The following is a 20,658-nucleotide window of genomic DNA, read 5'->3' as shown; positions in this document are numbered from 1 at the left end:
CTGTGCCTATAATTACACCGCTGACGCAAGGCATGCGCCACCTACCGCCAGCCCGCGATCAGACACAAACAAGTTGAAGAAAGGGATAGTTATGAAAATTCTGGTGATCAACGCGGGTTCTTCGTCCTGCAAGTACCAGCTGCTCGAAATGGACACGCGCGCCGTGCTCGCTACTGGCCTTGCCGAACGCATTGGCCAGGAAGGCGGACGCCTTACCCACAAAATCGCTCCTGATACGGACAAAGAAGAAAAGCTGGTTCGCGAGGCTTTCTTCCCCACCCATGTGGAAGCCATGGAACTGGTTATCGCCCTTTTGACCGACGCCGAAAAGGGCGTGATCAAGGACAAGAGCGAAATCTACGCCATCGGCCACCGCGTGCTGCACGGCGGCGAAGCCGTGAGCGACCCGGTGCTGGTCAACGAGCGTGTGAAGCAGATTGTGGAAGAATGCGCCGTGCTTGGCCCCTTGCACAACCCTGCCAACCTCATGGGCATTGAAGTGGCTGAAAAGCTCTTCCCCGGCGTTCCCAACGTGGCCGTGTTCGACACCGAATTCGGCATGGGCATGCCCAAGGAAGCCTTCATGTACGCCCTGCCCTACGAAATGTACGAAGAACTGCGCATCCGCCGCTACGGCTTCCACGGCACTTCGCACAAGTACATTGCCAACGCCACTGCCCAGTTCCTTGGCAAGCCCCTTTCCGAGCTGCGCTCCATCACCATGCACCTTGGCAACGGCTCTTCCATGAGCTGCGTCAAAAACGGCAAGTGCTTTGACACCAGCATGGGCCTTACCCCTCTGGAAGGCCTTGTGATGGGAACCCGCTGCGGTACCATTGACCCGGCCATTGTGCCCTTTATCATGGAAAAGAAGGGCCTTACCCCCGCCGAGGCCGACACCCTGATGAACAAGAAGTCGGGCCTGCTGGGCCTGTGCGGCTACACCGACATGCGCGATGTGCATGCCCAGGTGGAAAAGGGCAATGACCGCGCAGAGCTGGCCCTCAAGCTGCTTGTGCGCAGCATCAAAAAGACCCTTGGCTCCTACTTCTTCCTGCTTGAAGGCAACGTGGATGCCCTGGTATTCACCGCCGGCATTGGCGAAAACGACGACATCGTGCGCGCCATGGTCTGCGAAGGCCTCGAAGCCTTTGGCATCAAGCTCAACAAGGAAGAAAACGGAACCCGCAAGCCCGGTGCGCGCATTATCACCACGCCCGACAGCAAAATTCCCGTTATCATCATCCCCACCAACGAAGAGCTGCAAATCGCTCTTGCCACGGTGGAAGTGCTGAAAAAGTAAGCCCACTCCACAGGGTTTGCCTCAATAGAAAAGGCCGCCTTCTTTCGGGGCGGCCTTTTGTTATGGCTTAAGCTTGAGGAAAAAAAGGGGCGCACATGCCCACTTTTAACCAGCAGACTTTTTGCAACAGCCTGAAACAGAAATGAACAGTATGGGGGGCTGCGGCGTTACACTAACGTATGGATTTGTACCCGTCGTAGGTTTTGAGCTTGCCAGTGAGCTTGGGTGCGTCGTTGATCAGCACGGGCACGGGCGTGCCGCTTTCAAGCATTTTCAGCCAGCCTTCGGCCTTGCTGCTGAGCAGTTCGGGCTTGTCTTTGCCAAGTTGCTGCACTTCGGGGCGAGGCCACAAATACCCGCCGTTTTCATTGCGCCCCTGCAACAGATAACGGGTATTGCCCTGCTGCACCGCCTTGGCCACGGTGATTTTTTTCTTGTTCTGATACAGGGCAACGGCGGCCAGAATACCCGCATCGTCCTTGCGTGCGCGGTTGAGCCCAAGGGCCACGGCTGTATCAGCATATTCACTCACAAAATTGAAGTCGCCCTGTGAGTCAAAGGCCACAAAAACCGGGCCGCGACCACGGTACAAAGGCGCAATCAGCTTTGAAATGCTCAGCGTTTTGCCCTTGCCCTGCGTCTGGGCATGAAAAGCATAATCATAATCGTTGAGGTACTTGCCGCTCTGTTCCTTGTTAGTCATGGCCAGCACGCCGTCCACACCCTCAATGCCAAAAACTTCGGGGCTTACAGCAGCAGAAATAACATCAATAAACGAGGCCGAACACACCCAGGCGTCAAAACCATTGGCCTCAAGCGCGTGGAACAGTTCCTGAATCTCGGCAGATACGGTGATGCCCTGCTTGTACGAAACCGAGACTTGCCCGGCCTTGCTGCCCTTGTAACCAGCGGGGCTCTGCCACTTGCGCTTTTGCCAAAAGGCGGGGTCGGCGCTGGCCTTGCGGTACTGCACAAAGGCCTCGTGCGCCATGCCGTAAACCTGCTGCGGGGTCATACCCGTAAACCAGTAGGTGATCCATGGGTACGAGACAGAGACATCCATGGTGTCGCCAATGGCATCGTAGAGCCAGCGCACCTTGGTGGCAAATTCCTTCCAGTCGTCGCCCGCCTGCATTTTTTGCATTTTTTCGCCGTAAACGCCCGCCGACGAAACATAACCCTGCGAGTACAGTCGCTTATAGGCTGCTGCGGCATCTGCCGCCACCTTGGCCACTGTCAGGTTGTTAAATTCCTTGCCCAAATCCATATTGATATCCGCCACGCCTGTTGTCAGCACCGCGTACATCTGCTCTGGCTTTATGGCAAATCGCATGTGTTCGAGCTGATAGATGGCAAGCTGTTCTTCCACATCCAGAATTGAAACAGTATTGTCAAAATCAAATACAGCGTAAGGCCGTATGGAAGGGTTATAATTGGGGCTGCCCTTGCCATAGAGAACAAACATTTCGTTAATGCTCTGCCGGACAGTAGGATCCCAACCCTCTCTTTGCAGCATAACAAGGTCTGATGCCCCAGAAACAGAGGCAACCGCCATTACCGCAGCAAACAGAATACTGCACACCCACAACTTACATTTTTGCATTTTGCGTTCTCCCGCAATCAGTTTTGCACCCTGCACCTGCCATCCAAGGCAGATCAGCCGAACTCTGCACTATCTGGCAAATCATCACAGGGCAAAGGGACTGGCAGATTACAGTATTGTTTCAGTTTGCATGCCGAGTCATTGGCGATAACTACCTGTAAGTTTGAATAAAAGTATCTGGAATGCCGCAACATGACACACGTTTGATACAATTATATTACGGCTGTGGGCAAAATAAAATTATGCATTTGTGCTTTTGGGGAATTATCAGCATTTCATAAAAAAGGCCGCCCAAAGACGACCCTCAACAATGGCTGCACACGCCACCAAAAACCAGAAAACTCAGGCAGCAGGGGAAACCAGCACCTCGACCATGGCCTGCTCAAACTGCCTTGCGTAGTTTTCATACTGCTTCTTGCTGTTATAGTCATTGGAGCTTTTGACAAAAAGCCCACCGCCAACAGCCACCACAAGGGCAGAAACACCACCGAACTTTGCGCTCATCAGCAGGGCTTCGGGCAGACGGCTCACCAGTTCGTCCATACTCTCCGTAAAAAGATGCATGAGAAAGCTGAAGCACACCAACCCCACAATAAAGATAATGGCGCTGACCTTGCAGACTTTTTTGAGAGGGTATTTTTCCACCGCATATTGGGTGGCGCGGGCCAGACCACAGCGCTTCATCAGCGTGGCGGCATCAACAAAAAAGTAGCCCGGCGCGGCAGATTCGCCCCCGGCAGAGGCTGCGTTTGCACTGCGCACGGCATAGACTTCCAGGGGAGCCTTATCGCCCAGCGGGCCTTCCTGCGCCGCAGCCACGGGGCCAAGGCAGCCCAGCACCAGCGATTCGCCGGTGTCCACCGTAACATCTTGCGGCAGGGGCAGCAGCACTTCTACGCCGTTTTCCAGACGCAGGGCCGCGCTCTGCCAGCCTTTTTCTCCACGGGGCAGGCGCAGGGCCGTGCCTGCGGCGTCATTTAGAGAAACAACAACGGCCTGTCTGGTGGCCTGCGGCGCTGTGCCAAGCACCACCGCACCAATGCTAACAGCGCGAAAACTCTTGCCTTCAACCGTAAAATCCATGCAAACGCTCTCCCTATGTTGAACCGGCAGGCCATGGCTAGCCGGGCATCAGCCTTTCTTCAAGAGTAGTATCCACCGCGACCTCGCGTGAGGGCAGCGACTTGTCTATGCGCACCGTGCCCGCTGGCGCGTTACGCATGGGCTTGACGTGGCGCACCTCGGCATACTGTATGCGCGCCCGCGCAGCATCCCTTTGCCAGCTTTTGCTGGCGGCAAGCGCACCGGCCTCGTCCAGGGTACGGGTGGGCACATCCTGCCCGCCGTGCGCGCGGCGTATGATTACGTGCGAGCCTGGGCCGTTCTCTGCATGCAGCCAGATATCGTGGGGAGCCGCCAGCTTGCGCGCAGCCAGATTTCCCTTTGAATCACGCCCGCGCAAGAGCACAAATCCGTCCGAACTGATGAACATCTGCACATTCTTGGGCAGGGTGGCCGCAAGGCCGGAGCCAGCAGCGCGGCTTTCGCCAGCATCCTTTGGCACATTGCCAGCGGTTACGCCAAGCAGGCTGTCGTGCCGGGCCTGACGCAGTGAGGCCAGCTCTGCCTCCAGTGCCAGGCGGCGGTCTGCCAGATGCTCCATGCCGCGCTGCCCCCGCCGTGCCGTATGGAACATGCGGGCCATTTCCTCACGCACAGAGCGGCGCAAATCCAGTTTGATTTCGCGGGCCGGGCCGTGCGGGCCTTCGGCCACACTCACCGAGGCGGCACGAAAATCTGCTGGCCAGCGCCACAACTCTGCCTGAAGCGCCAGCGCATCCGCCTGACAGGCCATCATGCCGCCAAGGCGAGATTCTTCCTCACGCAGTTTGTCGAGCAATTTTGTAAGCTTGCGCACGCGGCGGTCAAGCGGTTGCGCGGCCTCCCTGGCCTGATCCAGCGCAAGGCGCGAGAGCACAATGTCCTGCCCTGCCAACTCTGAAAGCGCCAGGGCATTTGCCCCATAAAATTCCTTGATGCAAACGTTCTGGGTATCCTTGCCCAGCAAAGCCTGTTGCAGGGCAGACGGCAGGGGCCAGGCGCTGATACCAAGTACGGGCCGGGGCATGGCGGGGGTGTCAACTGCGCCGTCGGGCTGGGATTGGGCCTCTGCGGGGGCCGTGGCCGGATTTTCCGCGCCGTAACAAAAAAGGTCGCCGCCGCCAAGGCGCAGATCTTCCAGCAGGGCCCACTGCTCCGGCTCGTCCAGACAGGCCAGGGTACGGCGCAGGGCAGGCGTGAGCACCGCCCACTGCCGCCAGTCTTGCAGGGCCGCCGCCAGTTCTTCCGGCGCTGGCCACGGGGGCTGGTCTTCTTCAGGTGTGTCGGCATCGGCAAGAAATTTCAGGCTTGCGCCTTCGCGCAGATCGAGCAGCAGCCATGTGAGGCAGGGCCCGGCCACGGCCTGTGCGGCAGAACCGTCAGCTGATTCGCCATCGCCAGCCGCGCGGCTTGAGATATCAGTATTGCCGCCCAGCAATAGCCACAAACGCCGTTCGCTCCACTGCGGCACGCAGGCGGCAATGCGCCGCCCCGCAGCATACTTGCGCAGCCGCATGATGGGGGCCGAGGGCGCGCGCCCCACACTGATGCGCTGGGCTGTCACAAAGCAAAACGGATCCTTGCGCCCAAAGCGCAGGCAAAGCTGCCGCTTGCGCCCACCGCTGTAGATCATGAGGGCCAAAAGGCCGTCAGCGGGTACCTGAATTTTCTCGATCCGCGCTCCCACAAGCAGGGGGATCAGATCTTCGCAGCAACGACGAAAAAGGTGGGCATCCATAGAAAAAACCCGGCTTGCGGGATGAGGTGGGGCATGGGGTGACGGCAGGGACACTACAGGGGCCGCTGGCCCGGCTACAGGACTGGCAAAAACCAGCTGAGAAAACTGGGCACGCCCCAACGCGTTGGCAGGCTGCAAGCAGGGCAGCACGCTGGGCCATGTTGCTGTGCGCACCGCTGGACATCGGCGGGCGCAACCGGCAAAGCCAGCAGAGGCCGCGCACGGCAAGGCAACCGCTGCGGCTGGCTGGCGCAAAACGCTGGGCACATCTCTGGCGCAAGGCCGCAGTTGTGCTGTGGGGCGCACAGCCCGGCAAGCCAGCTAGATTCTGTACGGCAAGCCTCTGCCTTGCGCGCATACGCGCACACAGACAGGCTCAAGCGGGTTTGCGTGGGCGCAGTAACCCGCCTGGCCAAAAAAGCAAAGAGAGCAGTGCCGCTATGGCAAACTGACGTTAATCGCCGCGAAGATGTTCGTCTTCTTCCTGTTTGGCCTTGCAGTTGATGCACAAACGCGTCACAGGCCGGGCCTTGAGGCGGGGGACGCTGATGTCGTCGCCGCAGTCTTCGCAGATCCCGTAAGTACCATCGTCAATGCGGGTGAGGGCAGCCTGGATCTTGCGGATCAGGCGGCGCTCGCGGTCACGGATGCGCAGGGTAAACGCCCTGTCTGATTCTGCAGTGGCGCGGTCTGCCGGGTCGGCGAACACTTCGTTGCTATCCGTCAGTTCTTCAAGGGTGCTGTCGCCCTTCTGCTTCGCTTCTTCAAGCATGCCAGAAAGAAGCTTGCGAAAGTATTCCAAATCCTTGTGATCCATTTAAATCCTCCGGCGGACGCCGCTGGGGGGCGCATGAACGGTCTACTGAGTAAGCCGGGCACGGGAGCTGGCACAAGCGATTTGTGCCGCTTATCCCGCTTCGGCCAGCCATGCTGCGGCATGGCCCGCTCAGAGCACCTCGCAGTGAAAATGCTCTTTTGATGCAATGGACTCATATAGCTACATGCGCAATCTTTGTAAAGCTGCGCACTCAAGAATCTGTAAAGCGTGCAACCGTGCAGGCGCAGCGCAAACAGCAAGCCCCGGCTGGGAGCTATCCAGAACCGGGGCTTGGCAGGCAACATGCTGCAAGAAATGACATTTGCGTTACAATCAGGCTTGCGAACTTTCCTCGCCGCCGGGCAGCCCGGCCTCAAGCCGCTCTGCCTCATAGCGGGCCTCGCGCGCCGCAGCCCTGGCCGCGTCCTTGGCCGCATCCTGCACGGCCTGCCGTTCTCTGGCCTCTGCGCGGATAAAACCCTTGATCTCATCCCAGGCAGGTTCGTTCCACAGGTCTTCGCAGCGCTGTGTGGGAACGCACACGTCATTGAATTCCTCACCCCTGCGGGCGCGCACAAAAACATCCCCGCCGGTGGCCACAGCCTTGGGCGCGTAAGAGGCCGTCATCTGGCAGGCGGTGCGCAGCACCTCTTGCGGCCATAATGCCCCATTGCGGGCAAGAGCCAGCGGGCCGGGCATATCGCGCATGCGCAGCACAAGGTCGTCTGGCCCGGCGGCAGCGGCCAGCAGATCGTTGTCGGCGCTGTTGCGGCCAACGCACAGCCAGTAGTGGGCATCATTCTGGCTGTGCCAAAACTGGCGGCCAAGGTTGGCAAGGGTAAAATCGCTTGTGGTGGGTTCTGGCAGGCGCGTGAGCACCAGCCAGTAACGGCGGGCGTTTTCGCGCTCGGTAAGGCGGCAGCCGCCCCCAGGTGTGGGAATTTCCGTAATGCCAAATTTTTTGGCGAGGGCCAGCTGCTCGGTTCGGCCACGGCCCCAGATGCCCAACAGGCGCGAGCGGTCCACAAGCCCGCTTTCTTCCACCGGGGTTGGCGGCAGATGCAGGGCGCACAGGGGGCGCAGCAAAACATCGCTCACGCCCGCGTCGCGCAAAATCACATTCAGCGTGTCGCGCCGCTGCGACATGGGGCGCTGCCCCAGCACCTCGCCGGTGGCAAGCGCCTGCGCGCCCACGCTTTCCATATACTTGCGGGCCTCGCGAAGCAGCAGAATCTTGCAGTCAACGCAGGGGTTCAGCACCTTGCCAAAGCCGTGCTCTGGCCTTTGGCGCAGCATTTCCGCAAACTGCGGGCCCACATTCTGACACGCGATATCGAGCCCATACGTTTTACGCCAGCGGGCCGCCAGGGCCTCGCCCCCGAAAAAAGGCGTATAAAAATGCAGGCAACGGACGGAAAGGCCCTGACTTTCAAGAAGTTTTGCAGTCAAAAGGCTGTCCAGCCCACCAGAAAACAAAACAATGATTTGTGGAGAATCGCTCATGCCCGCGCTTGTACGACAGCAAGCGCCGCTGCGCAAGTAGCGCTGGCGGCCTTTTCCCGCCCTTTTCGGCCTTGATTTTGCTTTTATTGAGAATTATAATCAATTATTGCCATGAGCGCCCGCAGGCCATTCAAACACGCACCATTTGCCTTGCCGGGCTTGCTCTGTTATACTTATGAGCTTGAAGATATTCTTACCCGGAGCAATGAGCTATGGCCAAAAAACCAGCCATGAGTCAGGAAAACGCGCGCGCTGAGGCCTTGGGAACCGCACTTGCCACCATTGAGCGCAAGTACGGCAAGGGCGCAGTGATGAAGCTTTCCGACGACGCCCATGTCAATATTCCTGTTATTCCCACAGGTTCCATAGGCCTTGATCTGGCCCTGGGCGTGGGCGGCATACCGCGTGGGCGCATCAGCGAAATTTTTGGCCCGGAATCTTCGGGTAAAACCACGCTCACCCTGCACATTATCGCCGAATGCCAAAAAATGGGCGGCACATGCGCCTTTGTGGACGCAGAACACGCCCTTGACGTGTCGTATGCCAAACGCCTTGGCGTAAACACGGACGAGCTGCTCATTTCGCAGCCCGACTACGGCGAACAGGCACTGGATATTGCCGACATGCTCGTGCGCTCTGGTGCGGTTGATCTTGTGGTGGTTGACTCTGTGGCCGCGCTTATTCCGCAGGCCGAACTGGAGGGCGACATGGGCGAATCACAGGTGGGCGGCCATGCCCGCCTGATGTCGCACGCCATGCGCCGCCTCACCGGCACCATCCACAAGTCGCGCACGTCCGTGATCTTTATCAACCAGATACGCATGAAGATCGGCGTGACCGGCTACGGCAGCCCCGAAACCACCACCGGCGGCAATGCGCTCAAGTTCTATTCTTCCGTGCGCCTCGACATCCGGCGCATCCAGACCCTCAAGGACAAGGAAGAATCGTTTGGTTCGCGCACCAGGGTCAAGGTGGTCAAAAACAAGGTTGCCCCGCCCTTCCGCAGCGCCATCTTTGATATTCTGTATGGTCAGGGCATCTCGCGTTCTGGCGAACTGCTCGACCTTGGCATTGAAGCCAAAATCATCGACCAGAGCGGCTCGTGGTTTGCCTTTGGCAGCGAAAAACTCGGCCAGGGCCGCGAAAAAGTACGCGCGCTGCTGGACGAAAATCTTGATCTGCGCAACCAGATCGAAGCCAAGGTTGTGGAATTTCTGGGGCTAAACCCCAAGGAATTCACGCCCACAGTAGAAGATTTGGACGAAGGGGAAGCCCCCGCGCCCACTTACGAATAAAGGCCATTATTATCTGCGACCGCGCGCCCTGTTGGTGCGCGGTCGTTGCCCGCGCAGACCCCATTACGGAGCCAGTAAATGCTCACCGCCAAAGAAATACGCCGCCGCTACCTCGAATTTTTCCACCGCTACCAGCACGAAATTGTGGAATCCGGCCCCATCATTCCGCCCAACGACCCCACCCTGCTGTTTACCAACGCGGGCATGGTGCAGTTTAAAAAGCTGTTTCTGGGTGAAGAAAAACGCGCATACAGCCGTGCCACCACATGTCAGAAGTGCCTGCGCGTTTCGGGCAAGCACAACGACCTTGAAAACGTGGGCCGCACCGCGCGCCACCACACGTTTTTTGAAATGCTGGGCAACTTTTCGTTTGGCGACTATTTCAAGCGCGAGGCCATTACCTGGGCCTGGGAATTTGTGACCGTTGAGCTTGAACTGCCCAAGGAAAAACTGTGGGTGACAGTGTTTCGCGATGACGACGAAGCCGCCGCCATCTGGGCCGAGGTTGCCGGGCTGCCCGCCGACCGCATCGTGCGCATGGGCGAAAAGGACAACTTCTGGACCATGGGCGACACCGGCCCCTGCGGCCCCTGCTCCGAAATTTACGTGGACCAGGGCGAAGACATGTCGTGCGGCCTCGAATGCGGCATTGGCAAGTGCGACTGCGACCGTTTTCTTGAAATCTGGAACCTCGTGTTCACGCAGTTTGACCAGTCTGCCGACGGAACGCGGGTGGCGCTGGCCAATCCCAATATTGATACGGGCATGGGCCTTGAACGCATGGCCGCCGTTGCCCAGGGCAAACGCTCCAACTTCGACTGCGACCTGTTTCAGGAGATCATCCAGTACGCGGCCTCGCTGGCTGGCGTAAGTTACAGCTTCAGCGCGCCCAACACCAACGATGTGGACACGGCCCTGCGCGTTATTGCCGACCACAGCCGTTCTGCCGCTTTTCTGGTGGCTGGTGGCGTGCTGCCCTCCAACGAGGGCCGTGGCTATGTGCTGCGCCGCCTGATCCGCCGCGCCCTGCGCTTTGCCACGCTCATGGGCGTCAACGAGCCCTTCATGCACAAGGTGGCCCGCAAGGTTACCGAGGTGATGGGCGATGCCTACCCCGAATTGATCGAACACGCCGACTTTATCGCCCGCGCGGTGCATGAGGAAGAGCAGCGCTTCTCCCTTACCCTGCAAAAAGGTCTGGAGCTGCTGGACGAAGAACTGGCCGCCCTCAAGGCCGCTGGCAAAACGCAGATCGCAGGCGAATTCTGCTTCAAGCTGTATGATACCTACGGCTTTCCGCTCGATATCGTCACCGACGTGGCCGAAAAGCGCGGCTTTACCGCCGACGGCGCCGGTTTTGAAAAGCACATGGCCGAACAGCGCAAGCGCGCCCGCGATCATCAGAAAAAGGGCGGCCTGCTGGGCCAGGCCGACGGCGCAAATGTTTTCAAACCCCTGGTGGATGCTGGCGTAACCAGTACCTTTGTGGGCTACGAGCGCCTTACGGAAAAAAGCCAGATCACCCTGCTGCTCAACGGCGCGGGTGAACAGGTGAACGACCTTGGCGAGGGCGATACCGGCTACGCCATCACCGCAGCCACGCCTTTTTACGGCGAGGGCGGCGGTCAGGCTGGCGACATGGGCACACTTGCAAGCCTTTCGGGCGAGGCCAGGGTGGTCACCACCCACAAGCCCGCGCCCACCCTGCTGGTACACGAAATTGAAGTCACCAAGGGCGAACTGCACAAGGGCGGCGAAGTCACCCTTAAGGTAGATGCCGACCAGCGCAAATCCACGGCCCGCAACCACACCTGCACCCACCTGCTGCACGCGGCCCTGCGCCGTGCGCTCGGTTCGCACGTCAAGCAGGCCGGTTCGCTGGTTGATCCGCACCGGCTGCGCTTTGACTTTTCGCACATTGCCGCCCTTACGCCTGAAGAGCTGGCCGCTGTGGAGCGCGATGTAAACCGCGCCATCATGGCCGACCTTACCGTGGCCGCCAGGGAAATGCCCGTGGCCGAAGCCATGGCAACCGGCGCCATGGCCCTGTTTGGCGAAAAATATGGCGATATTGTGCGCGTGCTCACAGTTTCCGGCGCGGAAAAGAGCGAACCTGAATCGGTTGAACTGTGCGGCGGCACACACCTTGAACGCACCGGCGAGGCCGGAGCCTTCATGATTGTTTCCGAAAGCGGCGTGGCCGCAGGCACGCGGCGCATCGAAGCCGTAACGGGCTGGAATGCCTACGCCCAGGCCATGGAGCAGCGTGCAGAGCTTGCGGCCCTTGCCAGCCAGCTCAAGGCGCGCCCCGGCCAGCTGGCCGAACGCGTAAGCGCCCTGCAAAATGATGTTAAAAAGCTGCGCAAAGCCTCTGAAAAGGCCGCAGCCGCGCCTGTGACCGGGGCCGACCTGGCCGCCCGCGCACAGGAAGTGAACGGCGTGCGCCTGCTGGCCGCCAAGCTGGACAATGTTCCTGTAAAAGCCCTGCGCGAAATCATGGACGACGTGCGTTCGCGCCTTTCTGACAATGCCGTTGCCTGTCTGGCCACGGCAGAAGACGGCAAAGTTGGACTTTTGCTGTATGTTTCCAAAGACCTGCACGGCAAATTCACTGCCCCCGCCCTCATCAAGGATGTGGCCGCCCCCTGCGGCGGTTCCGGCGGCGGCAGACCCGACATGGCACAGGCGGGCGGCACAAAGGCCGAGGGAATTGACGAGGCCTTTGCCGTGCTGAAACAACGCATCGAACAATAAGGATCAAGCCATGATAGGCATTTCCAAACTGTATTGCGGACAGGTCGAGCCTTCCGACGCCCTGCGTTACGGACGCGAATCGGGCAAACTGCCCTCGCACCTGTTGCAGTTCTCTAAAGATAAAAAGCCCGTTGTGGTCTGGAACATGACCCAGCGTTGCAACCTCAAGTGCGTACACTGCTACGCACACGCCATTGAAGTGGACGGCTCGGACGACATCAACACCACGCAGGCCAAGGCCATGATCGACGATCTGGCCGCCTACGGTGCGCCGGTCATGCTGTTCTCTGGCGGCGAACCGCTGGTGCGCAAGGATCTTGTAGAGCTTGCCAGCCACGCCACCTCCAGGGGCATGCGTGCGGTCATTTCCACCAACGGCACGCTCATCACCAAGGAAAAGGCCCGCGAACTCAAGGAAGTGGGGCTTTCCTACGTTGGTATTTCGCTGGACGGCATGGAAGCCGTACACGACAAGTTCCGTGCCGTGCCCGGCGCTTTCAAAAAAGCCCTTGAGGGCATTGCCAACTGCCAGGCCGAAGGCCTGAAGGTGGGCCTGCGCTTTACCATCAACAAGCGCAACGTGGCCGAAATTCCCGGCATCTTCCGCCTGCTCAATGATCTGGAAGTACCCCGCGCCTGTTTTTACCATCTGGTGTACTCTGGCCGTGGTTCCGAACTGATCAAGGAAGACCTTGACCACGCCGAAACCCGCCAGGTGCTCGACCTCATCATGGACGAAACCCGCGCCCTGTTTGAAGCGGGCAAGCCCAAGGAAATTCTCACCGTGGACAACCACGCCGACGGCCCCTATGTGTGGATGCGCATGAAGCGCGAAGATCCCAAAAGGGCCGAAGAAGTGTTTGAGCTTTTGCAGTACAACGAGGGCAACAGCTCTGGCCGTGGCATTGGCTGTATTTCGTGGGACGGCAAGGTTCACGCAGACCAGTTCTGGCGCGACCACACCTTTGGCAACGTGCTTGAACGCCCCTTCTCGCAGATTTGGGACGACCCGCAGATCGAACTGCTGCACAAGCTCAAGGACAAGAAAACCCACGTCAAGGGACGCTGCGCCAAGTGCCAGTTCCTGAACATCTGCGGCGGCAACTTCCGCGCCCGTGCCGAAGCCTTCTACGGCGACGAATGGGCGCAGGACCCGGCCTGCTACCTGACGGATGAGGAAATCGGCATCAAGTAGCCGTTTATGCTTGAAATGCTTGCTTAACGGCGAGCACACGCAGCCCTTTTTCCGCTAAATGTGCAAGCATGGCGGCGCGCCCCGGTCGTAGCCTGCTACGTTCCGCACGGGTGCGCCGCTTGTTTTTTAAGCGCGAAGCAGGGCATAGTTTACAACAGGCAATCTGGCAGTGCGGGCCCGCGCCCACGCGCCCCGCATCTGCTGCACATACACTTGCAATACCGGCAGCACCTGCTGCACAGGCTGGCCAAGCACCGACCTGCACACGCAGAACAAAGGACAACAGCCATGACCACATTCCACCGGGGCCGCCGCCTGCGCGCCACCCCCGAACTCCGCACCCTGGTGCGCGAAACCGCGCCCCTGCTTGTTGAAGACTGCATCATGCCCTACTTTGTGGTGGAAACCGCCGACAAGGGCTTTCGTAAAGAAATCGGCTCCATGCCCGGCCAGTTTCAGCTCAGCCTTGGCGAGCTGGAAAAACAGGTGGAGCGGGCTGTGGATACGGGCCTGAAATCCGTTATCCTGTTCGGCATTCCCGAAACCAAGGACGAGAAGGCCTCTGGCGCGTATGCCGAAGACGGCATTGTGCAGCAGGCAGTACGCCTGCTCAAGCACCGCTGGCCCAAGCTCTATGTCATCACAGACGTATGCCTGTGCGAATACATGAGTCACGGGCACTGCGGCATTCTGATGCCCGACGGCGAAGTGCTCAACGATGCCACCCTGCCCCTGCTGGCCAAGACTGCCGTGAGCCATGCGGCCGCTGGCGCAGACATGGTGGCCCCCTCGGACATGATGGATGGCCGCGTGGCCACCATACGCGAGGCACTGGACGAGGGCGGGCTTACGGCCACGCCCATCATGTCTTACGCCGTCAAATACGCCTCGGCCTACTACGGCCCCTTCCGCGAAGCGGCAGAAAGTGCCCCGGCATGCGGCGACCGCAAATCGTACCAGATGGACCCGGCCAACGCCCGCGAGGCCCTGCTTGAAGCCTTTGCCGACCTTGAGGAAGGCGCGGACGCCCTTATCGTCAAGCCCGCAGGGCCGTATAGCGACATCATCCGCACGGTGCGCGACAATACCAGCGTACCCCTGTGCGCCTATCAGGTAAGCGGCGAATATTCCATGATCCGCGCCGCTGGCCTCAATGGCTGGATTGACGAACGCGCCGTGATGCTGGAATCGCTCACGGGGCTCAAGCGCGCCGGGGCCGACATGATCATCACCTACTTTACAGAAACCATCCTGCGTGAAGGACTGGCACGATAATGAGCAACAATCCCCACCACATGGGCCACCCCGGCGGACATCCAGGGGGGCATATGGGCGGTCATCCGGGAGGCCACCCCGGCGGACACCCAGGAGGCCATGCAGCGGGCGCTGCTGGCAATCCCGCATCCGGCCACCCCGACGGCATTTCCGCCCCCCTGCGCACCCTTGAAGACGGCAGCCCCGCCTGCCGCCTCATTGCCTGGGAAGTAACCCGTTCATGCAACCTCGCCTGCAAGCACTGCCGCGCCGAGGCACACCCAGAACCCTACCCCGGCGAACTCTCAACCGAAGAGGCCAAGGCCCTCATCGACACCTTTCCGCAGGTGGGCAAGCCCATCATCATCTTTACCGGCGGCGACCCCATGATGCGGCCCGACGTGTACGAACTGGTGGCCTATGCCCACAGCAAGGGCCTGCCCTGCGCCTTTTCGCCCAACGGCACACTGCTCACCCCCGAAACAGCGCAAAAAATCAAGGATGCCGGCGTCAACCGCTGCTCCATCTCCATTGACGGGCCAGACGCGCCCAGCCACGACAGTTTTCGCGGGGTTCCCCGTGCATTCGAGGCCTCGCTGCGCGGCATCGAATACCTCAAATCCGTGGGCATGCCCTTTCAGATCAACACCACGGTCACCCGCAACAACCTGAGCAGTTTCAAAAAGATTTTCGAGCTGTGCGAGCGCATTGGCGCAGCCGCATGGCACATCTTTTTGCTGGTTCCCATGGGCCGCGCCTCTGGCCTGGCCGATCAGGTGATCACCGCGCAGGAATACGAAGACGTGCTGCACTGGCTGTACGATTTTCGCAAGGGTACGAGCATGCACCTCAAGGCCACCTGCGCACCGCACTACTACCGCATCATGCGCCAGCGCGCCAAGGAAGAAGGCATCAGCGTTACGCCCGAAACCTTTGGCATGGACGCGCTCACCCGTGGCTGCCTTGGCGGCACGGGCTTCTGCTTTATCAGCCATGTGGGGCAGGTGCAGCCCTGTGGCTACCTTGAACTGAACTGCGGCAATGTGCGCGAAACGCCCTTTCCGCAGATATGGCGCGAGAGCAAGTACTTTTTGCAGTTCCGCGACCAGTCTACCTACACGGGCAAGTGCGGCGTGTGCGAATACCACAAGGTTTGCGGCGGCTGCCGCGCCCGCGCCCACAGCATGGACGGCGACCACATGGGCGAGGAACCCCTGTGTACCTATATTCCGGCCAAGATGCGCCGCAAGGAAAACCCCTGAACCACACGAGGAACTCCATGACGCAGCCCACGGCCCACACGGCCACCCCTGCCACTGCCGAAGCGCTAATGGACAGCGTGGACCGGCAACTGCTGGATATCATCCAGACTGGCTTTCCGCTCACGCCGCGCCCCTACGCCGACCTGGGCCAGATGCTTGGCATCGGCGAAGAAGAAGCGCTGGAACGTGTGCGCGGCCTCAAGGCCCGCAAGATTATCCGCCGTCTTGGCGCAAACTTTCAGTCGGCCAAACTGGGTTTTGTTTCTACCCTGTGCGCCGCAAAAGTGCCGGACAACAAGATGGATGACTTTGTGGCGCGGGTTAACGCCTGCCCCGGCGTAACGCACAACTACCTGCGCGAGCACGCCTACAACATCTGGTTTACGCTTATCAGCCCCTCACGCGAGGAAAGCCAGGCAACGCTGGACGCCATTTCGGCAGACACGGGCATTGCCATTCTCAACCTGCCAGCCACCAGACTGTTTAAAATCCGTGTGGATTTTCGCATGGATGCAGACGCCTGATTCGCGGCGCAGACAAAAGCACAAAGCCGGTGTTTTCGGAAAATCCGATCACACCGGCTTTTTTGTGGCATGTCTGCCCTGTCAGCGGGCCATGAGCGCAAAAACGCCCCAACCAAGGTATTCGCGGGTATAGGTAACATAGCGCACAGGCTCTGTGCTGAGCTGGTTGCGAATCTCGGCGGCAAATTCGTCGTGCGGGTTGGCCGCAAGCCACCGCCGCATGGTCAGCCACTTGGCGGCTTCGTACCTGTCCCAGCCCGCCTGATCGGCCAGCACCATTTCCACCACATCGTAACCAAGCTCACCAAAGGAAGCCACAAGGCCCGGCAGAGTGTGAAAATCGGCAATGCCGGTTGCGCCGCAGCCGGTGGCAATATCTTCAGTGGGCGGCAGGCGCAGCCAGTAGGGTTCACCCACAAGAATCAGGCCGCCGGGGCAAAGACTGCGCGACAAAAGCTCTATGGTGCCTGCCACGCCGCCGCCAATCCATGTGGCTCCGATGCAGGCCGCCACATCCACCTTTTCGCTGGCAACATGGCCCGCAGCATCGGCGTGGATAAAGCTGACCCGCCCCGCAACGCCAAGCTCGTTGGCCCGCTGCTCTGCCTGTTTGCAAAACAGGGGGCTCATGTCTATGCCCGTGCCCACAATGGCGTGATCGCGCGCCCAGGTACACAGCATCTCGCCCGAACCACTGCCCAGATCAAGCACACGTGCTTCCGGTTTCAACCGCAAAGCCGCGCCAAGGGTGGCAAGTTTTGATGATGTGTAGGGATTGTGAATGCGGTGTTCGCTTTCTGTAATGGTAAATATACGGGGAATATCAAGCACAATAACCTCCCTTTCTGCCAAATGCCCTTTGAGAATAAAGGCCTCCACGGCCTTTTCTGCATGCAGCACAGAACACATTAAATTTTTCCTTGCTCCAAAGCCTGCAATCATCCAGATCGCAAAAGCCCTGCCCTGCGCACATCTTGCAAAAAACACACTACGTCATCCCCAAGTCAAAGGCATTCCACTTCTTGTTTCAGAACTAAAATGGCTCCGTGTGGCAAACAAGCCCATTCAGTATTTTTAAGATTCTGCGTGCGGGTCTGTGCCCCACCTGCCGCCGCTGCAACGACATACAATCCCTTTTTTGCCCGTGACGGGCCGCACATTTGGCGCACCAATACAACTACAAATAATGACAATACAAATACGCGTTTATCTGCATGCTTGCCATAAATGCCTATCTTTAGTACACAAGCATTGCGTTACGCCGTTTAGTAAATCTCTAAACTTTTCCCTGTGGCCTTCCTCAATCCATACGCCCGCGACCCTACGGTTTACCGTTACCGCCGCGCAGCGCAGCGCACTTGAGGCTTGACGTTCAGCCAACGCATAAGGACTGTGCATGACAAGCACCCGTCGTTTTTGCCCGCCGCTCCGCTCGCTCCTAGCCCTTACCTTGCTGGTTTGCGCCACACTGCTGGCGCAGGCGGGCCAGGTTTTTTCCGCCCCGGCCATACCGGCAGAAAGTTCGCTTGGCGTCTGCTCTGCAATTCTGTACGACCTCGACCGCGATGCCGTACTTTTTGAGCAGAATGCCGACCAGCACATTCCCCCGGCTTCGCTGACCAAGGTCATGTCCATGTTTCTTGCCATGGATCAGGTCAACGCTGGCCTGGCCAGCATGGACAATACCACCATTGTCAGCCGCAATGCGGCCCGCACCGGCGGCTCGCGCATGGGCCTTAATGAAAACGAGCAGGTAACGCTTGAACAGCTGTTCACCGGCATGGCTGTTTCTTCTGGCAACGATGCCAGCACCGCCATGGCGGAATATGTGGGCGGCTCTGTGCCCGCCTTTATCAACATGATGAACGCCAAGGCCCGCACCCTGGGCATGCGCGACAGCTGCTTTGTCAATCCCCACGGCCTGCCCGCCAAGGGGCAGTACACCACCGCCCGCGACATGCTCACCCTTGCGCGCGCCTATCTGCACGCCTACCCCGACGCCCTGCGTTTTCACAATACCCATGTGCTGAACTACCGTGGCCGGATCACCTGGAACAAAAATCCGCTGCTGGGCCAGTACCCCGGTGCAGACGGCCTGAAAACCGGCTGGATCAACGCCTCTGGCTACAACCTGATCTTTACGGCGCTCAAGGGCGACAAACGCCTGCTGGCCGTCATCATGGGCGCGCCCGATTCGCAGTTGCGCAGCATTGAAGCCTTCCGCCTGCTGGACGCTGGCTTTGAAGTGTGCAGCAACGAGGCCCCCACGGTTGTGGCCGCGCTGGACACCCTGCCTCGCGAAAAATACCACCCCGATATTCGCAAAAACGCCCGCGAGGCCTACCACCAGTTTGTGGCGGCAGACCACGGCGAAGGCGCGCAGACCGTTCACCGCGCCAAGGCCGCCAACCGCGACAAGCAGGCCAAGGCCGCAAAGGCCAAGAAGAAAAATGTGGAAAAAGCCGCCCGCCAGCGCCACAACAGCAACGACGGCCAGGCTGCCCGCCGCGTTGCCAACAACGCCAGCTAGCGCCCAAACAGAATTTTGCGCAAAAACGCCCGTGAGCCTGAGCCCACGGGCGTTTTGTCATTTATGGCAGATAAGCAAGCCCACGGAACTGCGGGCTGGGATGTGCGGCTAGCCCCTGTCGAGCACCCGCAGCGATACGGCCTCTGCCAGATGGCGGGTTCCTATGGCTGCGGCGTCATCCAGATCGGCAATGGTACGCGCCATGCGCAGCACCCGTGCGCAGGCACGGGCAGAAAGCGACAGCCGGTTGACGGCGGCCTCCATGAGCGCATGGCCCTCGGCATCAAGAGCGCAATATTTGTCAAGCAGCGCGCCCGAAAGTTCCGCATTGCAGCGCGGCCCATTGCTGCCGTAACGCGCCCGCTGCACGGCACGGGCCTGAAGCACGCGCTCGCGCATCTGGGCAGAACTGGCCCCGCTGCCAGCACCGCGAAAATCGGCGTAGGCCACGGCGGGAACCTCCACATGCACGTCGATACGGTCAAGCATGGGGCCCGAAAGACGCGACTGATAGCGTACCCTCTGGTCTTCGCGACAGGTACACTGGTGCGTGGGGTCGCCGTAGTACCCGCAGGGGCAAGGGTTCATGGCTGCCACCAGCATGCACGCGGCAGGAAAGGTCACGCTGTGGGCTGCCCGTGCAATGGCGGCAACGCCCCCCTCAAGGGGCTGGCGCAGGGCCTCAAGGGCGGTTTTGCGAAATTCTGGCAGTTCGTCCAGAAAGAGCACGCCCCTGTGGGCAAGGCTCACCTCGCCGGGGCGGGGGTATCCGCCGCCGCCCACAAGGGCAACATCAGAAATGGTGTGGTGTGGCGCGCGGAAGGGCCGCACACGGATAAGCCCGGCTTCGGGCGGTAATTTGCCAGAAACACTGTAAATTTTTGTAACTTCCAGTGATTCCTCAAAATCCAGCGGGGGAAGAATGGATGGCAGCCGCTGGGCCAGCATGGTCTTGCCGCTGCCGGGCGGGCCGATAAGCAGTACATTGTGACCGCCCGCCGCCGCCACTTCCAGCGCGCGCTTGGCGGCCTCCTGCCCTTTGACTTCGGCATAATCCTGACTGTAAGCCGGGGGGGCAAGCGTATCGGCCACGGGTTCGCACAGGGGTTCCAGCGGTTCTGCGCCAGCCAGAAAGGCCGCGCAGCGCCCCAGCCCCTCTGGCGCAAAAACCTGAAGCCCGCGCACCACCGCTGCTTCCGCGCCGTTTGCCGGAGGAACCACCAGCCCGGCGGCTCCCTGCTGGCGCGCCAGCAGGGCCAGGGGCAACACCCCGCTTACCGGGCGCAAAGCCCCGTTGAGCGACAGCTCTCCGGCAAAGTACATGCCCTGCAAGGGCTCGGCGGGTATGATGCCCGCCGCCGCCAGCAGGCCCACGGCCAGGGGCAGATCATAGCTTGCGCCGCTTTTGCGCCGCCACGCGGGCGCAAGGTTTACCGTAACACGCGCAGGCGGCAGTTTGAAACCGCAGGAGCGCAGGGCCGCAAAAACCCTGTCCTTGGCCTCGCGCACGGCGGTTTCTGCCAGCCCCACCATGGTAAAGCCGGGCAGGCCCTGACGCACGAAGTCCACTTCCGGTAGTGTCCAGAATTTTTCGCACATTTTGTAGCAGCCAATCGATGAAGCCTGGAATGTACCTGGCATCGAATGCCCTAGTTTTAAACCGATATCTCTTGGTTCATGTTCATATACCGTTGCGTACCCCACTTTTGGCCTGCCATATAGCGCAGGCGGGCAGCCACCAACATCAGGGCAGCGTGACCATCCGGAAAACTGCCCACT

General features: G+C 59.8%; 15 protein-coding genes. 8 read left to right on the top strand and 7 right to left on the bottom strand.

Features of this window, described 5'->3' with window-relative positions; translation table 11 throughout:
- Positions 1-91 precede the first annotated feature (91 nt).
- A complete protein-coding gene (locus tag ACE3NW_RS10570) occupies positions 92-1,303 on the top strand; it encodes an acetate kinase (RefSeq protein WP_374283157.1) in 1,212 nt (403 codons plus the stop codon).
- Positions 1,304-1,475: 172 nt separating this feature from the next.
- Here ACE3NW_RS10570 and ACE3NW_RS10565 read toward each other — a convergent pair whose 3' ends face one another.
- The 5 genes from ACE3NW_RS10565 to ACE3NW_RS10545 all read right to left on the bottom strand — a co-directional run bounded on the left by ACE3NW_RS10565 (position 1,476) and on the right by ACE3NW_RS10545 (position 8,065).
- Positions 1,476-2,906, bottom strand: coding sequence for a hypothetical protein (locus tag ACE3NW_RS10565; protein ID WP_374283155.1), 1,431 nt, complete (start codon positions 2,904-2,906; stop codon positions 1,476-1,478).
- Positions 2,907-3,248: 342 nt separating this feature from the next.
- The gene (locus ACE3NW_RS10560; RefSeq protein ID WP_374283153.1) at positions 3,249-3,989 is read right to left on the bottom strand and encodes a hypothetical protein; all 741 of its coding nucleotides are present in this window, start codon (positions 3,987-3,989) and stop codon (positions 3,249-3,251) included.
- A gap of 37 nt (positions 3,990-4,026) precedes the next feature.
- Positions 4,027-5,745, bottom strand: a complete 1,719-nt coding sequence (locus ACE3NW_RS10555) for an NFACT RNA binding domain-containing protein (RefSeq protein ID WP_374283151.1) — start codon at positions 5,743-5,745, stop codon at positions 4,027-4,029.
- Positions 5,746-6,199: 454 nt separating this feature from the next.
- Positions 6,200-6,562, bottom strand: a complete 363-nt coding sequence (dksA, locus tag ACE3NW_RS10550; RefSeq protein ID WP_374283149.1) for an RNA polymerase-binding protein DksA — start codon at positions 6,560-6,562, stop codon at positions 6,200-6,202.
- Positions 6,563-6,895: 333 nt separating this feature from the next.
- Positions 6,896-8,065: a tRNA(5-methylaminomethyl-2-thiouridylate) methyltransferase gene (locus tag ACE3NW_RS10545; protein ID WP_374283147.1), complete on the bottom strand. Its 1,170-nt coding sequence runs from the start codon at positions 8,063-8,065 to the stop codon at positions 6,896-6,898.
- A 212-nt stretch (positions 8,066-8,277) separates the two neighbouring features.
- Between ACE3NW_RS10545 and recA the strand changes: the two genes are divergently transcribed.
- The 6 genes from recA (at position 8,278) to ACE3NW_RS10515 (ending at position 16,349) form a co-directional block, all read left to right on the top strand.
- Entirely contained in the window at positions 8,278-9,360 is a 1,083-nt protein-coding gene (gene recA / locus ACE3NW_RS10540; protein WP_215648310.1) for a recombinase RecA, read from the top strand.
- Between the two features lie 78 nt (positions 9,361-9,438).
- Positions 9,439-12,114 carry an alanine--tRNA ligase gene (gene alaS, locus ACE3NW_RS10535; RefSeq protein ID WP_374283144.1) on the top strand — a complete coding sequence of 892 codons (2,676 nt, stop codon included), beginning with the start codon at positions 9,439-9,441 and terminating at the stop codon, positions 12,112-12,114.
- 10 nt (positions 12,115-12,124) lie between these two features.
- The gene (gene ahbC / locus ACE3NW_RS10530; protein WP_374283142.1) at positions 12,125-13,309 is read left to right on the top strand and encodes a 12,18-didecarboxysiroheme deacetylase; all 1,185 of its coding nucleotides are present in this window, start codon (positions 12,125-12,127) and stop codon (positions 13,307-13,309) included.
- 288 nt (positions 13,310-13,597) lie between these two features.
- Positions 13,598-14,584, top strand: coding sequence for a porphobilinogen synthase (hemB, locus tag ACE3NW_RS10525; RefSeq protein WP_374283140.1), 987 nt, complete (start codon positions 13,598-13,600; stop codon positions 14,582-14,584).
- The gene (gene ahbD / locus ACE3NW_RS10520; RefSeq protein WP_374283138.1) at positions 14,584-15,825 is read left to right on the top strand and encodes a heme b synthase; all 1,242 of its coding nucleotides are present in this window, start codon (positions 14,584-14,586) and stop codon (positions 15,823-15,825) included. Before hemB ends, ahbD begins: the two co-directional genes overlap by 1 nt.
- A gap of 68 nt (positions 15,826-15,893) precedes the next feature.
- A complete protein-coding gene (locus tag ACE3NW_RS10515; RefSeq protein WP_374283200.1) occupies positions 15,894-16,349 on the top strand; it encodes an AsnC family transcriptional regulator in 456 nt (151 codons plus the stop codon).
- 81 nt (positions 16,350-16,430) lie between these two features.
- Here ACE3NW_RS10515 and ACE3NW_RS10510 read toward each other — a convergent pair whose 3' ends face one another.
- Positions 16,431-17,258 carry a cyclopropane-fatty-acyl-phospholipid synthase family protein gene (locus ACE3NW_RS10510; protein ID WP_374283136.1) on the bottom strand — a complete coding sequence of 276 codons (828 nt, stop codon included), beginning with the start codon at positions 17,256-17,258 and terminating at the stop codon, positions 16,431-16,433.
- A 487-nt stretch (positions 17,259-17,745) separates the two neighbouring features.
- On the opposite strand from ACE3NW_RS10510, the gene ACE3NW_RS10505 reads away from it, so the two are divergent.
- The gene (locus tag ACE3NW_RS10505) at positions 17,746-18,879 is read left to right on the top strand and encodes a D-alanyl-D-alanine carboxypeptidase family protein (protein ID WP_374283134.1); all 1,134 of its coding nucleotides are present in this window, start codon (positions 17,746-17,748) and stop codon (positions 18,877-18,879) included.
- Between the two features lie 108 nt (positions 18,880-18,987).
- Here ACE3NW_RS10505 and ACE3NW_RS10500 read toward each other — a convergent pair whose 3' ends face one another.
- A complete protein-coding gene (locus ACE3NW_RS10500; RefSeq protein ID WP_374283198.1) occupies positions 18,988-20,478 on the bottom strand; it encodes a YifB family Mg chelatase-like AAA ATPase in 1,491 nt (496 codons plus the stop codon).
- Positions 20,479-20,658: the final 180 nt, after the last annotated feature.

It is taken from the genome of Desulfovibrio sp., assembly GCF_041907885.1.
Taxonomy (GTDB): domain Bacteria; phylum Desulfobacterota; class Desulfovibrionia; order Desulfovibrionales; family Desulfovibrionaceae; genus Desulfovibrio.
This window is presented reverse-complemented; position numbering and strand designations above follow the sequence as displayed.